The following is an 18427-nucleotide window of genomic DNA, read 5'->3' on the forward strand; positions in this document are numbered from 1 at the left end:
TGACCCGACGAGGGTGTGGGGCGGATATAACCGCCCCGCACTGATCGCCTTCAGCCCCATGTATTTCCGAGCGCTTCCAGACCAGCCCTTTGCAGGTCCTGTGGGCTCATGACCAGACGGAACTTGCAGGTGGCATCGAAGTTGAGAAAGAACGGTTCTGCAAAGCTGGGGATCTGGGAGGAGTCTTGTACGTCGATCAGGAAAATCCCGCCGCGCATTCCATCCTGCTCGGTAAAGTAGGCAGCCTCCGGTTTGATGCTTTCCAGGATTCGCCCGATGACTTCGCCGACCTTCCCGGCCCTGACGAGCGCGTTGAAGGGTTCATTCGGGCACTCGACCATCATTAGCATTTTCATTATTCGATTCTCTTGTCAGATAGCTGCCTCATCTCCCTGCCTTTGCTCCTCGCGCTCACGCGACGAAGCTCGTATTCGACCGCTCCAGCGGTGTGTGGTTAAGCATAGCGAAGCATGAGCTGACGCCTGTTCAGGGTTACGGGCGGTCGTGGCGCTGAAAGTGGATCATGTCACCCGTTTTTGCACGGCTTTCAGCTTGCCTGATCAGTTGCATAATGGTGCTGGTGGTGTTGAAACTTATGCGGTTAGCATTGCGCTTTACCGACGCACCAAATGACCGGTGGGTTAACGCAACCGAGTAGGTCGAACATTGATCGAACGACGCCAATTTAGCGGAGGCATGAAGGGGAAAAACCTTCGCTATCTGAATGAGAATCCCAGTGAGACTGCTCAAATGACCCGGGCAGGATTTCTGCTGCTCGAGCATTTCTCGCTGCCCGCGTTCACCCAGGCGCTGGATACGATTGTTACGGCGAATCTGCTACGCCCCGGGTTGTTCGCTTCCCGAACGTTCGGATTGAATGACGGGGAGGTCATCAGTGATCTCGGCCTGGTCATTCGTCCGGATGCGCGTTTCGATTCTTCAGCCATTCAAGACCTGGACCTGTTGGTCATTTGTGGCGGCTACAGGACAGAGCTGAAGGCGACTGATGAGCTGATCAGCCTGTTGCGAGCAGCGGCAGACCGTGGCGTGAGTCTGGCCGGGTTGTGGAATGGCGCCTGGTTCCTCGGCAGCGCCGGCTTGCTGGATGGATATCGTTGCGCTATTCACCCCGAACATCGCCCCGCACTCGCGGAAATCTCCAAGGCGACGCATGTCACCAGCGAAGCTTTTGTCATTGATCGAGACCGGCTCACCGCTTCCAGTCCCGCGGGGGCATTCCATATGGCGCTGGACTGGATCAAGGAACTGCACGATAAAGCGCTGGTCGAGGGTATCGAGGACATTCTGGCTTTCGAGGAGTCCCGTTATCGGCGCATCAAACCGGCTGAAAATATCTGTGTGAGCGCGCCATTGCGTGAGGTGGTCAAGCTGATGGATGCCAACCTCGAAGAGCCGCTGGAGCTGGAGCAACTGGCGGTTTATGCCGGCCGTTCCCGTCGACAGCTCGAACGCTTGTTCAAGGAGCAACTGGGCACGACGCCGCAACGGTATTACATGGAGCTGCGTATTACCGAGGCGCGGCGACTGCTGCAACACACCGAGCTATCCCAGGTCGATGTGCTGGTGGCCTGCGGTTTTGTTTCACCCAGTCATTTCAGCAAATGTTATAGCTCGTACTTTGGATACAGACCCTCCAAGGAAACGCGACTGGTCAAATGAAAACGACGCCACTGCGAGGCCGGGCCAAGCGATTGTCACGGCTGTCTTGATACGTCTCCTATACTGATTCGCGTTGCCAGGCTCAGCGCTGGCACCCAACGCCGTCGGGCCCGCCGACAGGGTTTTGACAGCTTCCCTATCAGTCACTGTAAGGAGAATGAACATGGCAATTCGCATTGGCGATGAAGCACCGGACTTTACTGCCGAAAGTACTGAAGGCCCGATCCACTTCCACGAGTGGATTGGCGACAAGTGGGCGATCCTGTTCTCGCATCCGAAGGACTTCACGCCTGTCTGTACCACTGAGCTCGGTTATATGGCCAGACTCAAGCCCGAGTTTGACAAGCGCAACACCAAGATAGTCGGGCTCAGCGTCGATCCGGTCAGTGACCACCGGGCCTGGCTCGGTGACATCGAAGAGACCCAGGGGCATGCGGTCAACTATCCGATGATCGGCGACGAGAACCTGGTCGTGGCGAAGCTCTACGACATGATTCACCCGAATGCCAGCGGCGGCTCACGCACCGCCGCGGACAACGCGACGGTGCGCTCCGTGTTCATCGTCGGCCCGGACAAGAAAGTCAAGGCGATGCTGATCTACCCAATGAGTGCCGGACGCAACTTCGATGAAGTGTTGCGCCTGCTCGACTCGCTGCAATTAAACGCCAAGCACACGGTCGCCACCCCAGTGAACTGGCGTCCGGGCGAGGACGTGATCATTCCCACGTCGGTGTCCGACGAAGAAGCCAGGAAGAAGTACCCGCAGGGCTTCAAGACGTTGAAACCCTATTTGCGCACCGTGGCGCAACCGAAGTAACTCAGCCAGCGTCCCTCCCTTGCAACGATTGCCTCAGGCTCGGGCAGGGGAGGGTTGTTTAATTCGATCAAAAGCAAGTGGCTGTTTTAAAAACAATTTATGTGGTTTGGGGGCTTCCCAGACGAAGCGAAAGTTGATAAATTTCCGCGCGTTCTTGCAGAGGCCCTCACGGGGTTTTCAGCAACAGCTACAGGGGCGTCGCCAAGCGGTAAGGCAGCAGGTTTTGATCCTGCCATGCGTTGGTTCAAATCCAGCCGCCCCTGCCATTTTCCCAAGTTCATCCAGGTATTCCCTCAACCGGCAGGTTTTGCGTGAGTTCAGGATGATCGTCTATATCGACAACCGCACTCTCTTCCTTGGCTTTTCCGGCGTGCCGAATGCCGGTGGCTGCGCAGCCGTGACCTTGCGCGGCGAAGGCCTCAGCGGTCGCCTGATCGAAACCCGACTGTTACCAGTGAAAACCCAACGGTTTATCGAGTTTCTGCGTGAGCATCTCGAGGATGCCTGACGCCGCTCCTGGTGAAAGGGACACGGCTATCGCGGCATTGCCCAACGCACCAGCAGCGCCATCGCAAACCTCATTCCTACCTGTCCTTCGAATACTGGAAAGTGCCTCGACTGTCGTAAAAACGACCTGTTGACGCTGAACGCGAACCCCTGTGACTTTTCTGTTGAACGACTGTTCAGCTTGGACTATGTTCGTCCCACCTTCTTCCCGGCTGGTTGCGGGCTTGCGTTTCTTCTTCTCGAACGAGGCACTGGCATGCGGTTTTCACCCTTTGTTGAGCGGATCTCAGGTCAGGGCGTTGCTGCCTGGGATATTCACAATGCGGCGTTTGACGCCCAGCGCCGTGGTGAGGATGTCATCATCCTCAGCGTCGGGGACCCGGATTTCCCCACTCCAGACTTCATCACCGATGCCGCGGTTGATGCGCTGCGTGAGGGCGACACGCACTACACCGAAATCGCCGGTCGCCTGGCCCTGCGCGAAGCCATCGCCGCGCGATACAGCCAACTGTTCGACCGTGAGCTGCAAGCGTCAAACGTCATCAATGTGGCGGGGGCGCAGAATGCACTGTTCATCACCTCGCTGTGCCTGTTGACTGCCGGCGACGAAGTACTTGCCCTGGACCCGATGTACGTGACCTACGAGGCGACGCTCAAGGCCTCCGGCGCGACGCTGGTGCGGGTGCCTTGCGCGGCGGATTCGGGTTTCCGGCTCGATGCCGCGGTGCTGGCCAAGGCCATCACCCCGCGTACCCGGGCGATTTTCCTCTCCAATCCGAACAACCCCACCGGCGTGGTGCTCAACCGCGAAGAGCTGCAGGCCATCGCCGACCTCGCCATCACCCATGACCTGTGGGTTGTGGTGGACGAGGTCTATGAGAGCCTGGCGTTCGAACGCGAGCACTTCAGCCTGGCGGCCTTGCCGGGCATGGCCGAACGTTGCGTGGTCATCGGCAGCTTGTCGAAATCCCATGCCATGACCGGCTGGTGGATCGGCTGGATCGTCGCTGATGAAACCCTGGTGGCGCATGCCGAAACCCTGATGCTGAGCATGCTCTACGGCTTGCCGGGGTTTGTCATGGAGGCCGCGCTCAAGGCCGTTCAGGCCCATGAGGACGTGACCCACGGCATGCGCGAGATCTATCGCCGTCGTCGTGATCTGGTGGTGAAAAGTTTGTCCGATTGCCCGGGAATTTCAGTGCTCACGCCCGATGCCGGCATGTTCGTGTTGGTGGACGTGCGGGGCACTGGTCTGAGTTCTCTTGAGTTCGCCTGGCGTCTGTTGCGCGAGGCGCGGGTATCGGTCCTCGATGCGGCTGCTTTCGGCGAACCGGCACAAGGCTTTGTGCGGCTCTCGTTCACGCTCGGTGAAGAACGACTGGCCCAGGCCTGCCAGCGTATTCGCGATTTTGTCCGGGTGTTGAAAGGCGAAGCGCCGCGGCCGGAGATCACCCGTGTGACCAGCGAAGTGACCGTTGAGCCGGTCGCGGCCAAGACCATGATCGAGGTCGATGGTCTGCACAAACGCTTTGGCAATATCGAGGTCCTCAAAGGCGTCTCCCTGACGGCCCGCGAAGGCGATGTGATCTCCCTGATCGGCGCCAGCGGCTCGGGCAAAAGTACTTTATTGCGCTGCATCAACATGCTCGAAGTGCCGGACCAGGGGCGCATTCTGGTGGACGGCGAAAGCATTCAGTTGAACTTCGACCGTCCCGGCGCGCCGCTGGTGTCCGACGCCAAACAGCTGGTACGGATCCGTTCGAGCCTGGGCATGGTGTTCCAGAACTTCAACCTCTGGCCCCATCGCACGGTGCTGGAAAACCTCATCGAAGCGCCGACTCAGGTCCTGCGTGAAAGCCGTGCGGAGGCCACTGAACGGGCCGAAGCCTTGCTTGAACGCGTCGGGCTTGCGGCCAAGCGCAACGAGTACCCGGCGTTTCTCTCCGGGGGACAGCAACAACGGGTGGCCATCGCCCGGGCCCTGGCCATGCGGCCCAAGGTCATGCTGTTCGATGAACCCACCTCGGCACTCGACCCGGAACTGGTCGGCGAAGTGCTGCGGGTGATCCGCTCTCTCGCCGAAGAAGGCCGGACCATGATCCTGGTGACCCATGAGATGGCCTTCGCACGCGATGTATCTTCCAAAGTCGCCTACTTGCATCAAGGGTTGATCGAGGAAGCCGGTTCGCCGGACGAAGTGTTCGTACACCCACGCAGCGAACGTTGCCGACAATTCGTCAACGCTCATCAGACTCGCTAATAACATAAAAAAAACGGGGAACAATCATGGGAAATCGACGTTTGGCAAACTGGTTGGCCGGCGTGGCCTGCGTAATGCTGGCCGGCATGAGCGCGGCACAGGCGCAGCCGATCAGGTTCGCGGTCGCCGCCGAACCGTATCCGCCGTACACCGAGAAGCAGGCCAACGGTGAATGGAAAGGCTTTGAAGTCGACCTGATCCACAAGCTGTGCAGCGAAATGAAAGCCGAGTGCGAGATCAAGGAAGTGGCGTGGGACGGGATCATCCCGTCGCTGCTGGCGAAGAAGATCGACGTGATTTTCTCTTCCATGTCGGTGACCGAAGAGCGCGAAAAACAGATCGCATTCAGCAAGGCCTACTACGACTCGGCGATCGCGCTTGTCGGGCCCAAGGGCACGGCGGTGAACAAGTACCCGGATGATCTCAAGGGCAAGATCATCGCGGTGCAGAACTCGACAGTGAGCGCCAGTTACCTGAAGGCTTACTACGAGAAAATTGCCGACGTGAAGTATTACGACACCCAGGACTCGGCCAACGCCGACCTGATTGCCGGTCGCGTCGACCTGATGATGGCGGACGGCACGGCCATGGCGGCATTCGTCAAGACGCCGGATGCCAAGGACCTGGCCTACCTGGGCACGGTGCCTTATGACCCGATCTTCGGCAAAGGCGTGGGCGCCGGTCTGCGCAAGGATGACACCGAGCTCAAGGCCAATCTCGACAAGGCGATCAAGACCCTGCTGGCGAGCAAGGACTATGACGACCTCTCCCAAAGCTACTTCGGGACCAGCGTGAAGCCCGCGTTCTAAACGCAAATCCTATGTGAAACGCAGATCCCTGTGGGAGCCGGGCTTGCCCGCGATGAGGCCCTTGAGGCCGCCAAAAGCTTCGCGGGCAAGCCACGCTCCCACTAAGGATGAGGTGGTGTTTTCACGGCCACCGACCGGAGAGTTGAAATGCCAGCAATGTTCGAGTTGATCGATTTCAGCGAACAAGGATGGGGCAGTGCGCTGTTGAAGGGGCTCTGGATGACCCTGCAAATATCGGCCGGGGCCTTTGTGGTCGGGCTGTTCATTGGCCTGGTGGTGGCCTGTCTCAAGTTGAACGCGCCCAAACCGATTGCGGCACTGATGCGTGGCTACACCACATTGTTCCGGGCAGTTCCGGAATTGTTGCTGATCCTGTTGCTGTACTACGTCGGTTCCATGCTCCTCAATTCGCTGATGGCCCGGATGGGTTACGGTGCGATGGATGTCAGCGGTCCTTTGGCGGCAATCCTGGTGCTGGGCCTGGTGCAAGGCGCCTATGCCTCGGAGATTTTTCGGGCAGCGATCCAGGCGATTCCCTTTGGTCAGATCGAAGCGGCGAGGGCGTTCGGCCAGAGCGGGTTCGGACTGTTCCGGCGCGTAACGCTGCCAATCATGGCGCCCTATGCGATGGCCGGGATGGCCAACCTGTGGATCAACCTGATCAAGGACAGCGCATTGATCAGCGTAGTCGGCACCAACGAGCTGTTGTACACCGCCAAGCAAGGGGCGGGTTCGACGCGTCACTACCTGTTGTTCTACCTCACGGCCGCGGCGATGTATTACGTGGTGACGTTGGTGTCCAACTACCTGTCGGGACGGCTTGAGCGACGTACTCGTCGCTGGATGCCTTTGGCTGAGTGAATGAAATGATTCCAGCGTGGATAGTTGAATACGCGGCGCTGTTGGGCCGAGGGCTGCAAACGAGCATCACCCTTCTGTTGTTTGCCAGTGCGTTCGGTTTTTTGCTCGCGGTGCTGGTGGCGCTGGCCCGGATCTCGAAGAATAAAGTCATCGCCAAGGCCAGCCTGTTCTACACCAGCGTGTTTCGCGGGACACCGTTGCTGATCCAGATCTACATCTTCTATTACGGGCTTGGCAGTCTGTTTGCGCAGTTTCCGCTGATTCGTGGCAGTTTTCTCTGGCCTTATCTGCGTGACGGCTACTGGTACATCGTGTTTGCCCTGGTGCTGTCGGTGGGGGCCTATGTGGGCGAAGTGATTCGCGGCGGCCTGCTGGCAGTGCCAAAAGGTGAAATGGAAGCCGCCTCGGCGTTTGGCATGACCCCGCGCCAGTCCCTGCTGCGGGTGCGCTTGCCACGGGCCATGCGGTTGCTGTTGCCGACATTGGCCGGGGAGACCGTGATGTTGCTGAAGTCCACGGCGCTGGCCTCGACCATCGCGGTGATCGATCTGCTGGGCGCCGCCAACGTGGTCCGCGCGCAGACCCTGCAAGTCTATCAACCGTTGCTGCTGGTGGCCGGGGTGTATGTCTGCCTGACGTTCCTGATCGAGGCGCTGTTCGCTTTTGCCGAACGGCGCGGGACGCCGCTGCGCAGGGCGGTGTAATGAGCGCGCCACGGGTTGACCGGTCGTTGCAGGGTATTGGCCTGTGCACCTTGGGTTACGCGTTTCTGGCGTTGCAGGACGCGAGCATCAAGTGGCTGGTGGCCGACTACTCGGTGGTCAGCATCCTGTTCTGGCGCAGCCTCGTGGTGGTGGTCGCCTGCCTGCTGGCCGGACGCTTGCGGCTGATTCAGCGCGCCTGGCGTTCACCGAGCCGGCGTTTGCTGGTGGTGCGCGGGTTGCTGTCGCTTGTTGCCTGGCTGCTGTATTACACGGCAGCCCGGGACCTGACTCTGGCAGAGATGACCACGCTGTATTTTTCGGCACCGATCATGGTCACCGTGCTGGCAGTCGTCATTCTCAAGGAACGTGCCAGCGGCTGGCAGTGGTTCACCCTGATCATCGGCTTTGTCGGCGTGATCATTGCCTGTCGCCCCAGCAATATGACCGAGCCCTTGCCGATCGTGCTGACGCTGTTGGCCGCGATGTGCTGGGCCTTCACCTACATCCAGTTGCGGCAGGTGGATGACCAGACCTCAGTACTGGAGCAGATGCTGATCACCAATGGGGTGTTTGTCATTTGCATGATGCTGGCGTTGCCCTGGACCCACACCCCATCGCCGACCCCGGCCTGGCTGGGGATGCTGGGCGCCGGGCTGGTGGGCGGTATCGGGCAGTTCCTGCTGTTCGCCAGTTTTCAGCGGGCCACGGCGATTTTGCTGGCGCCGTTCGAGTACACCGGGTTGGTCTGGGCGTTCCTGCTGTCGAACCTGGTCTGGGGCACGCTGATGGATGAGTCGCTGATGATCGGTGCCGGGCTGATCGCGGTCAGCGGCACCCTGGCGATGATCGTTGGCCGTCACCCGGCACAAGACGTCGTCGGCGCCGAATGCTCCGTGACGCAACCCCTTTATCCCGCAACGACCGACAGGGAGGCCGTTGGCGGGGCTGAAGGTTTCGGGGGCCAGGCACCCTTCGATCCAGAGTCCGTCGAGCATCGGGGTCGACAGTCATGACGAGAGGACAAGTATATGGCGCAGGACATTTCGTTCGCTGTTCGGAACAATAACGGCGACGCGGTACGGGTCGGCGTGTGGCGATTCGAGGGCAATGGCGGCGGGCCGAAGGTGCACCTGCAGGCGGGGGTGCACGCCGATGAAATCGCCGGGATGCTGGTCCTGCATCTGTTGATGCAGCGGCTCCAGGTCGCCGAGGCCGAGGGCCGCATCAAGGGCAGTGTGACCGTGGTGCCACAGGCCAATCCCCTGGGCATCGGACAGTTTCGCCAAGGGCGAATACTCGGTCGGTTTCACGACGCCACCGGCCATAACTTCAACCGTTCATTCGACCAGTCGACAGCAATGGCCCGACCTTCGACTCCTGTCCAGGCCTGGCAAAAAAGCCTGGTACAACTGGCGGCCCCGGCGGATGTAATGCTCGATCTGCACACCGATGACGAGGCGCTACCGTACCTCTATGTTCACCGCAGTTTCTGGCCACGCGGCCGCGAACTGGCGGCGGCGATGAAGATGGAGGTGGCGATCATCTGGGATGACGGTGGCGATGGCTCTTTCGAGGAAACCATCATCGCGCCCTGGCTGCGCGATGGCGTTACGGACCAGCACCTGGCGGCGACCCTGGAGTTGCGCGGGCAGGGCGATGTCAGCGACCGGTTTGCCGAGCAGGATGCTGCAGGGCTGTACGCCTGGCTTTGCGCGTGCGGGGTGATCGATGAGCCGCTATCGCCAGGCGATTGGCCTGTCGAGGCGATAGAAATGAGCCACATGGAGACCATTCTCGCGCCGCAGCCCGGGGTGCTGATCTTTGAAAAGGAGCTGGGCGATTTTGTCGAAGAAGGGCAGCGGTTTGCGCGGATTCTGGGGCGCCCAGGTGACCCATCTTCCGAAGTGCTGCTGTTTGCCGAACAATCGGGGCGGATGGTCACACGTTATCGGGATCGCCTTGTGCAACAGGGCATGGTGGTGGCGAAATTCACCGGAACCCGGGTGTCGCGCAACTGGAGCGGAGGATTGTTGGACCCGAATTAGCAGGGGTAAGCGGCAGCCTTCCGAATCGGCATATGTTCAGTCCCCAGAGAAGGAGCATCTGACCTGGCAATCAATGAACTGACTCCGGGTCCGTCAAGAAATCAATCAGCGCTCTGACTTTCATCGGAAGGTAGCGGGCATGGGGATACAGCAACATGAAGGGGCGTGTAGCACCACCAAACTCCCCGAGTACCTCGACCAATTCACCGCTTTCGATTTGCGCCTGAACGGTAAACCGGTACGCCTGCACGATCCCGGCGCCGTGTCTGGCCATCGTGATCGTTGCCAGATAATCTTCAAGGCAGGTGGTATTTCCAGTGGTGTGCACGCTGACCGACCGTTGATCGACGATGAAGGTCCACGGCACATTCCTTCCGCTGCTGGGTAGTTCAAACTGAATGCAATCGTGTAATTCCAGGTCCGACAGTGCCTGCGGAACGCCATGCTGGCGAAGGTACTCAGGAGAGGCTACGACCACCAGCTCCGCATTCTCGAGTGTGCGCGCAATCAGCGCCGAGTCTTCGGGCGCTCGACCACGGATGGCCAGATCGTAACCCTCCTCAGCGAAATCTATGTTCCGGGTGCTGACGTGTACGACCACCTTGACCAGTGGATAGCGTCGACGAAACTCGGCAAGGCGTGGTAACAGTCGAAAATGCGCATAGGGCGTCGGTGCGCTGATTCGCAATTCCCCTGAAGGTGCCTGCTGCTGTCCCGTCACTTTACGTTCCGCGTCAACCAGTTGAGTCAACGCTTGCCGGCATTGCTCGTAATAGACCCGACCTGCCTCGGTCAGGCGTATCTGCCGGGTGGTGCGTACAAACAAGCGCACCGCCAAACGCTCCTCCAGACGTGACACCGACCGGCTCACGGCGGCAGGCGTCACACCGGCGGCCTGCGCAGCGGCAGTGAAACTTTCAAACTCGACTGCCAAACAGAACAGCTCAATGCTGCCGAGTTGCACATCGTCAAAATGCCGGGGCATCTTATCTCTCGATTAATTACATCAGGTATCAAGCAGGGGGCGTAACACGCTATCTATCCCGGTCTGACGAAAAAGTAAAGTGATCCCCTGATCAACCGGGAAACCGATCCGAACCTGCTGCCAGGCAGAGTTGGCGATAAGCGCCGACCAGTTGATCCTGCGTGAACGCGCGATTTCGCCCGCTGGGATTAGGCAGGACCCAGACCGAGGCATTACCAAAGGTTTTTGACTGAAGCCCCCATGCAATATCTCGTTGACCGGACAACGCGCTGTACGCCGCTTTGCCGAGAAACGCCACAAAGCGTGGTGCATAACGTGCGATCTTTTGTTCAAAATCCGCAGCGGCAGCGCTGAATTCATGTGCAGACAGCTGATCCGCCCGCGCGGTTGGCCGTTCGACCACTGCGGTTAACCCACACTGGTATTGCAAGATCGTTCGATCGTGTTCCGGGCGTACTTCCTGCGGCGTAAAACCGGCGAGATGAAGGGTGCGCCAGAAGCGATTGCCCCGACCCGCAAAATGATGGCCCTGGGCGGCGGCAGTCATACCCGGATTGATGCCACAGAAAATCACGGCAAGCTGCTCGGCAAGAATATCTTCGAGTCTTTCACCCACGATAAAACCTCACAAACCCGACAGGTGCCGAGGTTAATTAGCCGCAGATCACGCTGACCGCATTGCGTGCAAGCTCGGTCAATTCAGCGCGGGATTTACCCGCCCGAGCGCGTATCGAAATGCTGTGCAGCAAGGCTGATGCGAGTACGGCAAGGGCTGCAGGGTCGGCATCGCTTTTCAACTCGCCGGAGTCGATTGCTGCCCGCAGGCGCGTTTCGAGTTCGGCATCGAGCCTGCTCAGCCGATCCGAAAGAACGTCGCGTATTTCAGCATCCTCGACGGCCTCGGTAGTCGCCGTACCAATCGCAAAACAGCCGCGCGGTTGGCCTTCGCCCGAGAAGTAGATCGACAACTGCCCTTCATAGAAACGCATCAACGCCTGTTCGAGTGTCAGCGCGTTGTCTGTCAGTGCCTCATGCATGGCCGCCGCGGCAAACTCCCAATACTGCTCAAGCGCTTTGATATAGAGCGCGTGCTTGTCACCGAATGCCGCATAGAGGCTTGGACGGTTCATGCCGGCCGCCGTCGCGATGCTATCCAGAGAGGCGCCGGAATATCCGGTGCTCCAGAAAACCCCAAGTGCCTGCTGCAACGCTGCCTGCGGGTCATACGCGCGAGGGCGGCCGCGGCCTTTGCCCTCTGCAATTTTATTTTGTGCCATTCTGTACAAAATCCTTGAATGAAGGTGAGTCACGGCATATTCTTACACCATCGCACAAAATTAAGGAACCAGAAGTTCCTGAATTTCAGGTTTGTTGCAGCGAAGCTCGAACTGGGTGTTGCGGCGATGAAACAGGTGCGGCAGAGCGATCCTCCTGACCGCGCATGGGTTTGCTTTCTCACAGCAATTATTGACATCAGGGCCGCAGGCGATTCTTGCCGGTGTTCGCCCGATTTCCCGGTTAAAGGTGTATTCGATCATGACCAGACAGTTCGACATTCCAGCTTCGCAAACCCTCGAGCACCCAGGGCTGAACCAGGCTGACAGGCCCATCAATAAACCGTTTAAAGAGAAGTTGCGACCGCTCCTTATGGTGGGTGTTCCTGCTCTCGTCGCAGCGGTTGGGTACTCACACTATGTGACGGGCGAGCCCTACGTTTCGACCGATAACGCCTATGCCCGAGTAGCGAAGGCGTCGATCAATGCCCGCGTTTCCGGACAAGTCGTCGAAATCGCGGTCGAGGACAATCAGCCTGTTCGCAAGGGCCAGGTGCTGTTTCGGATCAACCCGGAGCCGTTCCAGATCGCGATTAACCGTGCAGAAGCACAGCTGAGCGTCGCGCGGCTTCGCATCGATGGACTCAAGGCAAGCTACCGCCAGCAGCAGGCTGAACTGCAATCGGCCAAAGAGTCGGCGGATTTCGACCAGCGGGAATTTGCCCGCAAGAAAGCGCTGGTCGCCACCGAGTTCGTCTCGCGCGCCATTTACGAACGTGCAGACACAGACCTTAAAGTTGCACGGCAACGAATAGCGTCGATCGAACAGCAGATCGCCAGTACGGTCGTTGCCTTGAACGGCAATCCGGACATCGAAGCCGATAAACACCCGATGGTTCGCGAGGCCAAGGCTCAGCTCGACGAAGCGCAGCTTTATCTCTCGTACGCGACGGTGTATGCGCCGGAGGATGGCATCGTGGCCAAGGTCGACGATTTGCAGGTGGGCAACTACGTCAACAGCGGCGCGCCAGCCTTTGCTCTGCTGTCCGATCGCCAGATCTGGGTTGAGGCCAACTTCCGCGAAACGGAAGTGGCCCATATGCGTCGGGGCCAGGAAGCAACCATCAGTGTCGATACGTACCCTGATCACGTATTCAAAGCCCACGTGACCAGCATGAGCCCGGGTGCCGGGTCGGACTTCGCACTGCTGCCACCGGAAAATGCGACCGGCAACTGGGTCAAAGTTGTCCAGCGGGTGCCGGTTCGACTCGAACTCGATGAAGTGGATCCTGCTCTGCCGCTTTTCTCGGGTACCAGTGCCACGGTCAAAGTCGACACCGGGTATCGCACGCCCTGGTGGCACCCACTTAAGGCTCTGTTGACGGCAGGTACCGACCGATGAACGCCAATCTTGCTGGAAACCCGGCGGGAGAGGGTTCGCGCACGCTCAGGTTCGCCGCATTGCTCGCGACCTTTATGCAGTCTGCGAACCTGCCTCTGCCGAATGCGGCATTGAGGTTTATTCAGGGCGCCGTGTCGATGACGGATGACCAGGCTGGCTGGGTATTCACTTCATACCTTGCGGCGAGCGCCATTACCCTGCCGATTGCGCAGTGGCTCGCCGGACGCTACGGCCTGAAGGTTGTGTATCAAGCTGCGATAGCCTTGTTCGTCCTTGGCTTGTTGCTCGCCATGCAGGCAACGACCCCGCTGGAGTTCGTCGGTGCGCGCATTATTCAAGGCGCCGCGAGTGGCCTGCTGGCACCGCTTTCGATGGCCATTGCAATGGAGACACTGCCACCTGCGCGGCGTGCGAAATTTGCTTCGATATTCACGGCCATTGTGCTGTTGGGCATCGTCAGCGGCCCGAGTATCGGTGGCTGGGTCTGCGAACATTACGATTGGCGCTCGATTTTCTCCATCAGCCTTCCGCTAACGGCGTTTATCTTCGTGGTGGTGAGGTTGTTGCTGGCCGAGAAAAAGGCCGAGAAAAGCCCGCCTTTCGACTTTTTCGGCGTCGGCACCTTCACGCTGGGAATGATCGGGTTGCAAATGCTGCTGGATCGCGGCGAGCGTCTGGACTGGTTTGCTTCGCCCGAGATCTGGCTGGAAACGCTGGCAGGTGCACTGGGGCTCTACCTGTTCGTTGTTCATGTGCTGACCGCGAAGGTGCATTTCCTCAACAAGAATCTGTTCAAAGACCGCAATTTCGTGCTGTCGACGATCATCTTTTTCGCACTCGGTTTTGTGCTGTTGCCGACGATGGCCCTGACATCGCCGATGCTGGATGAAATTCTCGGATACCCACCGACCACGACCGGTTACCTGACGATACCGCGAGGTGTCGGGCTTGTAGGTGCATTTCTGCTGATGGGCCGGGTTCCTGCTCGCATCGACTCGCGACTCTTCGTTGCCGCGGGCGTGGCGCTGGTGGCTTATGCCAACTGGCTGATGCTCGGCTATTCGCCATTGATGGACTGGTGGCCTGTGGCGGTCGCCGGTGCACTCCAGGGAATCGGCCTCGGTGTCTTGATGCCGGCGATCAGTAAGGTGGCTTTCAGCACACTCGATCCCAGGTTCCGCCCGGAAGGTAGCGGTTTTTTCAATCTGGCCCGTGTCTACGGAAGCACCCTCGGCGTTGCCATCGTGCAAGTGTTCTTCTTCAACAACACGCAAACGATGCATGTGGTGCTGGCAAGCCATCTGACGCCTTATCGCGCCGCTGCACATTCCATGACGGCGTCGGCGTCCTTGCAGGCACTCGGGGGACTCAACGAAATGATCACCGGCCAGGCAGCTTTTATCGCGGTTATCGGCCAGTTCAAGATTCTGATGCTGGCGATGCTGGTGGTAAGCCCACTGGTTGTCTTTCTTCGCAAACCCGTTCCGACCAACTAGTTTTCGTGGAGTCTGCCCAATGAAATCCAATACGTTCGTACTCAACAGACAATGGTTCCAAACGACGGTCGGTGCGGTGTCGGCGTTGATGTTCCTGTCCGCCTGTACCGTCGGCCCTGACTATAAAGCGCCTGCGGATAGCCCGTCGCAGCACTATGATCAACAGGCCGAGCAACGGCTCGGCGAGAAAAGTAATCAGCTCGCTGAACAGCACATTGAGCTTGGCAAGAAGGTCAGCGGTGACTGGTGGTCTGCCTTCCATTCGCCGAAGCTCGACAAGGTTGTGCGTCGGGCAATCGACGGCAATCTTGAGCTCGTGGCGGCGGATGCGACGATCCGGCAAGCGGCCTCCTCTGTTGCAGCGGCGGAGGGTGCACTGTATCCGCAGGTTGATTTTGGCGCTCAGGCTGGTCGCCAACGGACCCACAACGGGCCCGAGCCAACCGTCTCCAATTTCTACTCGATTGGGCCACGGGTTGGCTTCGACCTTGACGCTTTTGGCGGTACCAAGCGGTTGGTCGAGCAGAAGGAAGCGTTTACGAGTCTGCAGAAACATCGCTACGAAGCGGCGTACCTGACCCTGACGGGCGATGTTGCGAGCCAGGCGTTGTTGGTTGCTTCTGCAAACGCGCAGATGGAAGCCGTCGAGAAACTGCTCGCCAATGACGCGAAGAACCTTGAGCTCGTGCGCATGGCGCACACCAATGGCACCACCACGCAGATCGACGTTTCGCTGGCCGAGACACGGCTCGCTCAGGACCGCACGCTGTTGCCGCCTCTCGCTCAACAGCGTGATTCGGCGCGGCATGCGCTGTCGGTTCTGACGGGAAAAGGCCCAGGAGACTGGACCGCACCCGACTTCAATCTTGCCGAGTTTGTCTTGCCGTCTAGCGTGCCAGTCAGCTTGCCCTCGGAAATGGCCCACAACCGGCCGGATGTACTGCAAGCAGAAGCTGAATTGCACATGGCCAGCGCCGCCGTCGGGGTCGCGACAGCCAATCTTTATCCCCATGTAACGCTGTCCGCATCTCTTGCGCAGGCGGCTTCGGGCAATGGCGGCGCTGCACTCTGGAGTCTTGCTGCGGGACTGGCGGGGCCGATCTTCGATGGTGGCACGCTCAAGGCTGAACGTCAGGCAGCCGTCGACGGCTACAAGGCGACACTCGCCGGCTACCAGCAAACGGTCATTCAATCCTTTGGCCAGGTCGCAGACACGCTGCAGGCAATCAACCATGACTCGGAGGAAAACCTGGCGCAGGAGGACGCGTTACGAGCGGCCGAAACGAGTTTTCGGTTGAACCAGCAAGCCTACGCGCAAGGTGAGAACAGCATTCTCCAGGTGCTGGAGGCGGAACGTGCCTATGAGCAGGCGTTACTCGGTCAACTCAGAGTGAAGACGGCGCAGTACCTCGACACGGTGCGGTTGTATGTGGCACTCGGCGGTAATTCTGTGGGCGTGTCCGAGCAGCGCGTTGCCAGTCGCGAGGCGCCGAAAACTGTTTATCAATAGCAGCTGCGTTTTACCAGAGACCACTACCGCCATTGCGGCTGTGGCCCCAGACATCGGAGTAAAGACATGTCATACGAAGCGTTTCACGATGAACTTCGCGATACAAAGTTCCCGATTGTCCAAGGATCGGGTGCGATGCCAGCCGTTGGATTTGGCACGCTGTTCCGGGATCTGAGCGTGACCACACAAGCCGTCAAGCACGCACTGGAAACAGGCTTTCGCCATTTCGATTGTGCAGAGCGCTATCGAAACGAAGACAAGGTCGGTGTGGCCATCAAGGAATTCCTGGAGACTGGTAAGGTCCGGCGCGAAGACCTGTTTATTACCACAAAGCTGTGGAACACCAACCATCGCCCCGAGCGGATTCTGCCGGCTTTTGAAGCCAGCTGCCAACGACTTCAAGTGGATTACATCGATTGCTACCTCATCCACACACCCTTCGCCTTTCAACCGGGCGAAGACCAGGAACCAAGAGACGAGCAGGGGGGAATCATTTACGACTCGGGCGTGACATTAATCGAGACTTGGCGAGCACTTGAGCGTCTGGTGGATGAGGGTCGGTGCAAGTCCATCGGGTTATCCGACATCACACTGCAGGCATTAAAAGAAATTGTGGCAGTGGCCCGGATAAAACCTGCCGTGGTGCAGGTTGAATCTCACCCTTATCTGCCCGAATGGGAACTGCTCGAGTTTTGTCAGCAGCATGGAATTGTCGTCCTTGCGTTTGCACCACTGGGGCATGGCATGCAGCCGAACGTACTGGAAGATGCGGTGATCACAGGCGTCGCCCGGCGCTTGCAACAGACCCCGGCTCAAGTTGCATTGGCCTGGTCCGTACAACGTGGCGTGGCTTTCCTGACGACTTCTGCAACGTTGAGCCATATCCAGGAAAACTTTGCGATTTCTACTCTGCCTCACAGGGCCATGCTTGAAATCAAGGAAGATATTACGACCCGGGTACGATTCAACTCGGTGGTGGAAACCGGTGTGCCCGGATTTATTCCGGGCAAGAAGTAACGCGCGACAAGGGGGGGCGGTCTTCTGCAGGGCCACCCCTTTTTATCCCCCCAGAGGTGAAAGCAATGGACGTTTTCCAGACCATGCGTTTTTTCGTTGCTGTTGCTCAGAGCGGCAGCTTTACGGCGGCGGCTGAGCTATTGGACACCACCACAACTAACGTTTCCAAAGCGGTCTCCAGTCTGGAGGCCAGGCTTCAAACACGTCTGATTAACCGCACGACCCGACGCCTGGCGTTGACCGAGGCAGGTGTGCGCTATTTGCAGCGCTGCGAGAAAATTCTTGAGGAGGTGCGTGAGGCCGAAGACGAAGCAGGTACCGCCCAGGTCATGCCCGCTGGCAGGCTCAAGATTCACGCGATGGGAGCCGTCGGTAATCATTACGTGATCAAAGCCATTGCCAGGTATAGAGAGATTTATCCCTTGGTAATGTTTGATTTGACACTGACCAATCGGCTGCCTGATTTGCTGGAAGAGGGCTATGACATCTCGATTGTTTTAGCGCGGGATCTACCTGATTCAGGATTTGTCGCTCAGCGGCTTGGCATCACGTACAGCATTCTCTGCGCCTCGCCCGCGTACCTGAAGAAACGCGGAATTCCTGATTCCACGAGATCGCTTGGCGAACATGATTGTTTGAGAATTGTTAATACGGTAATGCCGGTTGAAAACTGGGTATTTGAGGGGCCCGAAGGCGTGGAGACCGTCAACGTTCCATTGTCGCCGTTTCACGTCAACACTGCTGACGCCATGACTGTTGCCATAACGAATGGGATGGGGATTGGTATTCAGCCGATTGCGTCGGCAGTCGACGGACTCAGGGCCGGCACGTTAGTGCGGGTACTGCCGGAGTATCATTTTGAAGAGTTCAACTTGTTTGCCATTTACCCATCACGAAAGTTCGTGGATGCCAAAATAAAGACATGGGTAGAGTTTCTTAAAGATTACATTCCGGGCTTGTTAGCATCTGATGAAGAGATCGTAGGTTCAGCCAGAAAAGATAACAGCTTTCGAGCTCGCTAGCGCGGCAGGTATGGAGTGTCGACCCTCCATCGTCCGCA

At 58.5% G+C, this 18427-nt stretch carries 19 protein-coding genes and 1 tRNA gene; 15 read left to right on the forward strand and 5 right to left on the reverse strand.

Annotated features, from left to right (window positions below):
- Positions 1-50 precede the first annotated feature (50 nt).
- A complete protein-coding gene (locus tag KRR23_RS04735; protein WP_145021384.1) occupies positions 51-356 on the reverse strand; it encodes a panthothenate synthetase in 306 nt (101 codons plus the stop codon).
- Between the two features lie 310 nt (positions 357-666).
- Here KRR23_RS04735 and KRR23_RS04740 point away from each other — a divergent pair, with 310 nt between their 5' ends.
- The 10 genes from KRR23_RS04740 (at position 667) to KRR23_RS04785 (ending at position 9683) form a co-directional block, all read left to right on the forward strand.
- On the forward strand, positions 667-1680 hold the full coding sequence (locus KRR23_RS04740) for a GlxA family transcriptional regulator (protein WP_216741568.1): 1014 nt from the start codon (positions 667-669) through the stop codon (positions 1678-1680).
- Between the two features lie 163 nt (positions 1681-1843).
- Positions 1844-2497, forward strand: a complete 654-nt coding sequence (locus KRR23_RS04745) for a peroxiredoxin (protein WP_216741569.1) — start codon at positions 1844-1846, stop codon at positions 2495-2497.
- 191 nt (positions 2498-2688) lie between these two features.
- Positions 2689-2763: transfer RNA gene (locus tag KRR23_RS04750), tRNA-Gln, on the forward strand.
- A 56-nt stretch (positions 2764-2819) separates the two neighbouring features.
- A complete protein-coding gene (locus KRR23_RS04755) occupies positions 2820-3005 on the forward strand; it encodes a hypothetical protein (RefSeq protein ID WP_216741791.1) in 186 nt (61 codons plus the stop codon).
- Between the two features lie 255 nt (positions 3006-3260).
- Complete coding sequence (locus KRR23_RS29280; protein WP_216741570.1) at positions 3261-5264, forward strand: aminotransferase class I/II-fold pyridoxal phosphate-dependent enzyme; 2004 nt, start codon at positions 3261-3263, stop codon at positions 5262-5264.
- Positions 5265-5290: 26 nt separating this feature from the next.
- Positions 5291-6073 (forward strand): transporter substrate-binding domain-containing protein, encoded by a 783-nt coding sequence (locus KRR23_RS04765; protein WP_216741571.1) that lies wholly within the window; start codon positions 5291-5293, stop codon positions 6071-6073.
- Between the two features lie 147 nt (positions 6074-6220).
- Positions 6221-6934 (forward strand): ABC transporter permease, encoded by a 714-nt coding sequence (locus tag KRR23_RS04770; protein WP_054597921.1) that lies wholly within the window; start codon positions 6221-6223, stop codon positions 6932-6934.
- Between the two features lie 5 nt (positions 6935-6939).
- A complete protein-coding gene (locus KRR23_RS04775) occupies positions 6940-7638 on the forward strand; it encodes an ABC transporter permease (RefSeq protein ID WP_216741572.1) in 699 nt (232 codons plus the stop codon).
- Positions 7638-8651 (forward strand): DMT family transporter, encoded by a 1014-nt coding sequence (locus KRR23_RS04780; protein ID WP_216741573.1) that lies wholly within the window; start codon positions 7638-7640, stop codon positions 8649-8651. Before KRR23_RS04775 ends, KRR23_RS04780 begins: the two co-directional genes overlap by 1 nt.
- Positions 8652-8666: 15 nt before the next feature.
- Positions 8667-9683, forward strand: coding sequence for a succinylglutamate desuccinylase/aspartoacylase family protein (locus tag KRR23_RS04785; RefSeq protein ID WP_216741574.1), 1017 nt, complete (start codon positions 8667-8669; stop codon positions 9681-9683).
- Between the two features lie 70 nt (positions 9684-9753).
- Here the strand turns inward: KRR23_RS04785 and KRR23_RS04790 are convergent, their stop codons facing one another.
- The 4 genes from KRR23_RS04790 to KRR23_RS04805 all read right to left on the reverse strand — a co-directional run bounded on the left by KRR23_RS04790 (position 9754) and on the right by KRR23_RS04805 (position 12206).
- Entirely contained in the window at positions 9754-10668 is a 915-nt protein-coding gene (locus KRR23_RS04790; protein ID WP_216741575.1) for a LysR family transcriptional regulator, read from the reverse strand.
- A gap of 91 nt (positions 10669-10759) precedes the next feature.
- The gene (mug, locus tag KRR23_RS04795) at positions 10760-11284 is read right to left on the reverse strand and encodes a G/U mismatch-specific DNA glycosylase (protein WP_216741576.1); all 525 of its coding nucleotides are present in this window, start codon (positions 11282-11284) and stop codon (positions 10760-10762) included.
- 37 nt (positions 11285-11321) lie between these two features.
- Positions 11322-11945, reverse strand: coding sequence for a TetR/AcrR family transcriptional regulator (locus KRR23_RS04800; RefSeq protein WP_216741776.1), 624 nt, complete (start codon positions 11943-11945; stop codon positions 11322-11324).
- Positions 11946-12005: 60 nt separating this feature from the next.
- On the reverse strand, positions 12006-12206 hold the full coding sequence (locus KRR23_RS04805; RefSeq protein ID WP_216741577.1) for a hypothetical protein: 201 nt from the start codon (positions 12204-12206) through the stop codon (positions 12006-12008).
- Here KRR23_RS04805 and KRR23_RS04810 point away from each other — a divergent pair.
- The 5 genes from KRR23_RS04810 to KRR23_RS04830 all read left to right on the forward strand — a co-directional run bounded on the left by KRR23_RS04810 (position 12205) and on the right by KRR23_RS04830 (position 18389).
- Positions 12205-13344, forward strand: coding sequence for an HlyD family secretion protein (locus KRR23_RS04810; RefSeq protein WP_216741578.1), 1140 nt, complete (start codon positions 12205-12207; stop codon positions 13342-13344). The two genes, KRR23_RS04805 and KRR23_RS04810, sit on opposite strands and share 2 nt — an antisense overlap.
- Positions 13341-14840 carry a DHA2 family efflux MFS transporter permease subunit gene (locus tag KRR23_RS04815; RefSeq protein WP_216741579.1) on the forward strand — a complete coding sequence of 500 codons (1500 nt, stop codon included), beginning with the start codon at positions 13341-13343 and terminating at the stop codon, positions 14838-14840. Before KRR23_RS04810 ends, KRR23_RS04815 begins: the two co-directional genes overlap by 4 nt.
- A gap of 19 nt (positions 14841-14859) precedes the next feature.
- Positions 14860-16350 carry an efflux transporter outer membrane subunit gene (locus KRR23_RS04820; RefSeq protein ID WP_216741580.1) on the forward strand — a complete coding sequence of 497 codons (1491 nt, stop codon included), beginning with the start codon at positions 14860-14862 and terminating at the stop codon, positions 16348-16350.
- 66 nt (positions 16351-16416) lie between these two features.
- The gene (locus KRR23_RS04825; protein WP_216741581.1) at positions 16417-17367 is read left to right on the forward strand and encodes an aldo/keto reductase; all 951 of its coding nucleotides are present in this window, start codon (positions 16417-16419) and stop codon (positions 17365-17367) included.
- 65 nt (positions 17368-17432) lie between these two features.
- A complete protein-coding gene (locus tag KRR23_RS04830) occupies positions 17433-18389 on the forward strand; it encodes a LysR family transcriptional regulator (RefSeq protein ID WP_216741582.1) in 957 nt (318 codons plus the stop codon).
- Positions 18390-18427 lie beyond the last annotated feature (38 nt).

The sequence above is a fragment of the Pseudomonas sp. CVAP#3 genome (genome assembly GCF_018986375.1).
GTDB classification, from domain to species: Bacteria; Pseudomonadota; Gammaproteobacteria; order Pseudomonadales; family Pseudomonadaceae; genus Aquipseudomonas; species Aquipseudomonas helvetica.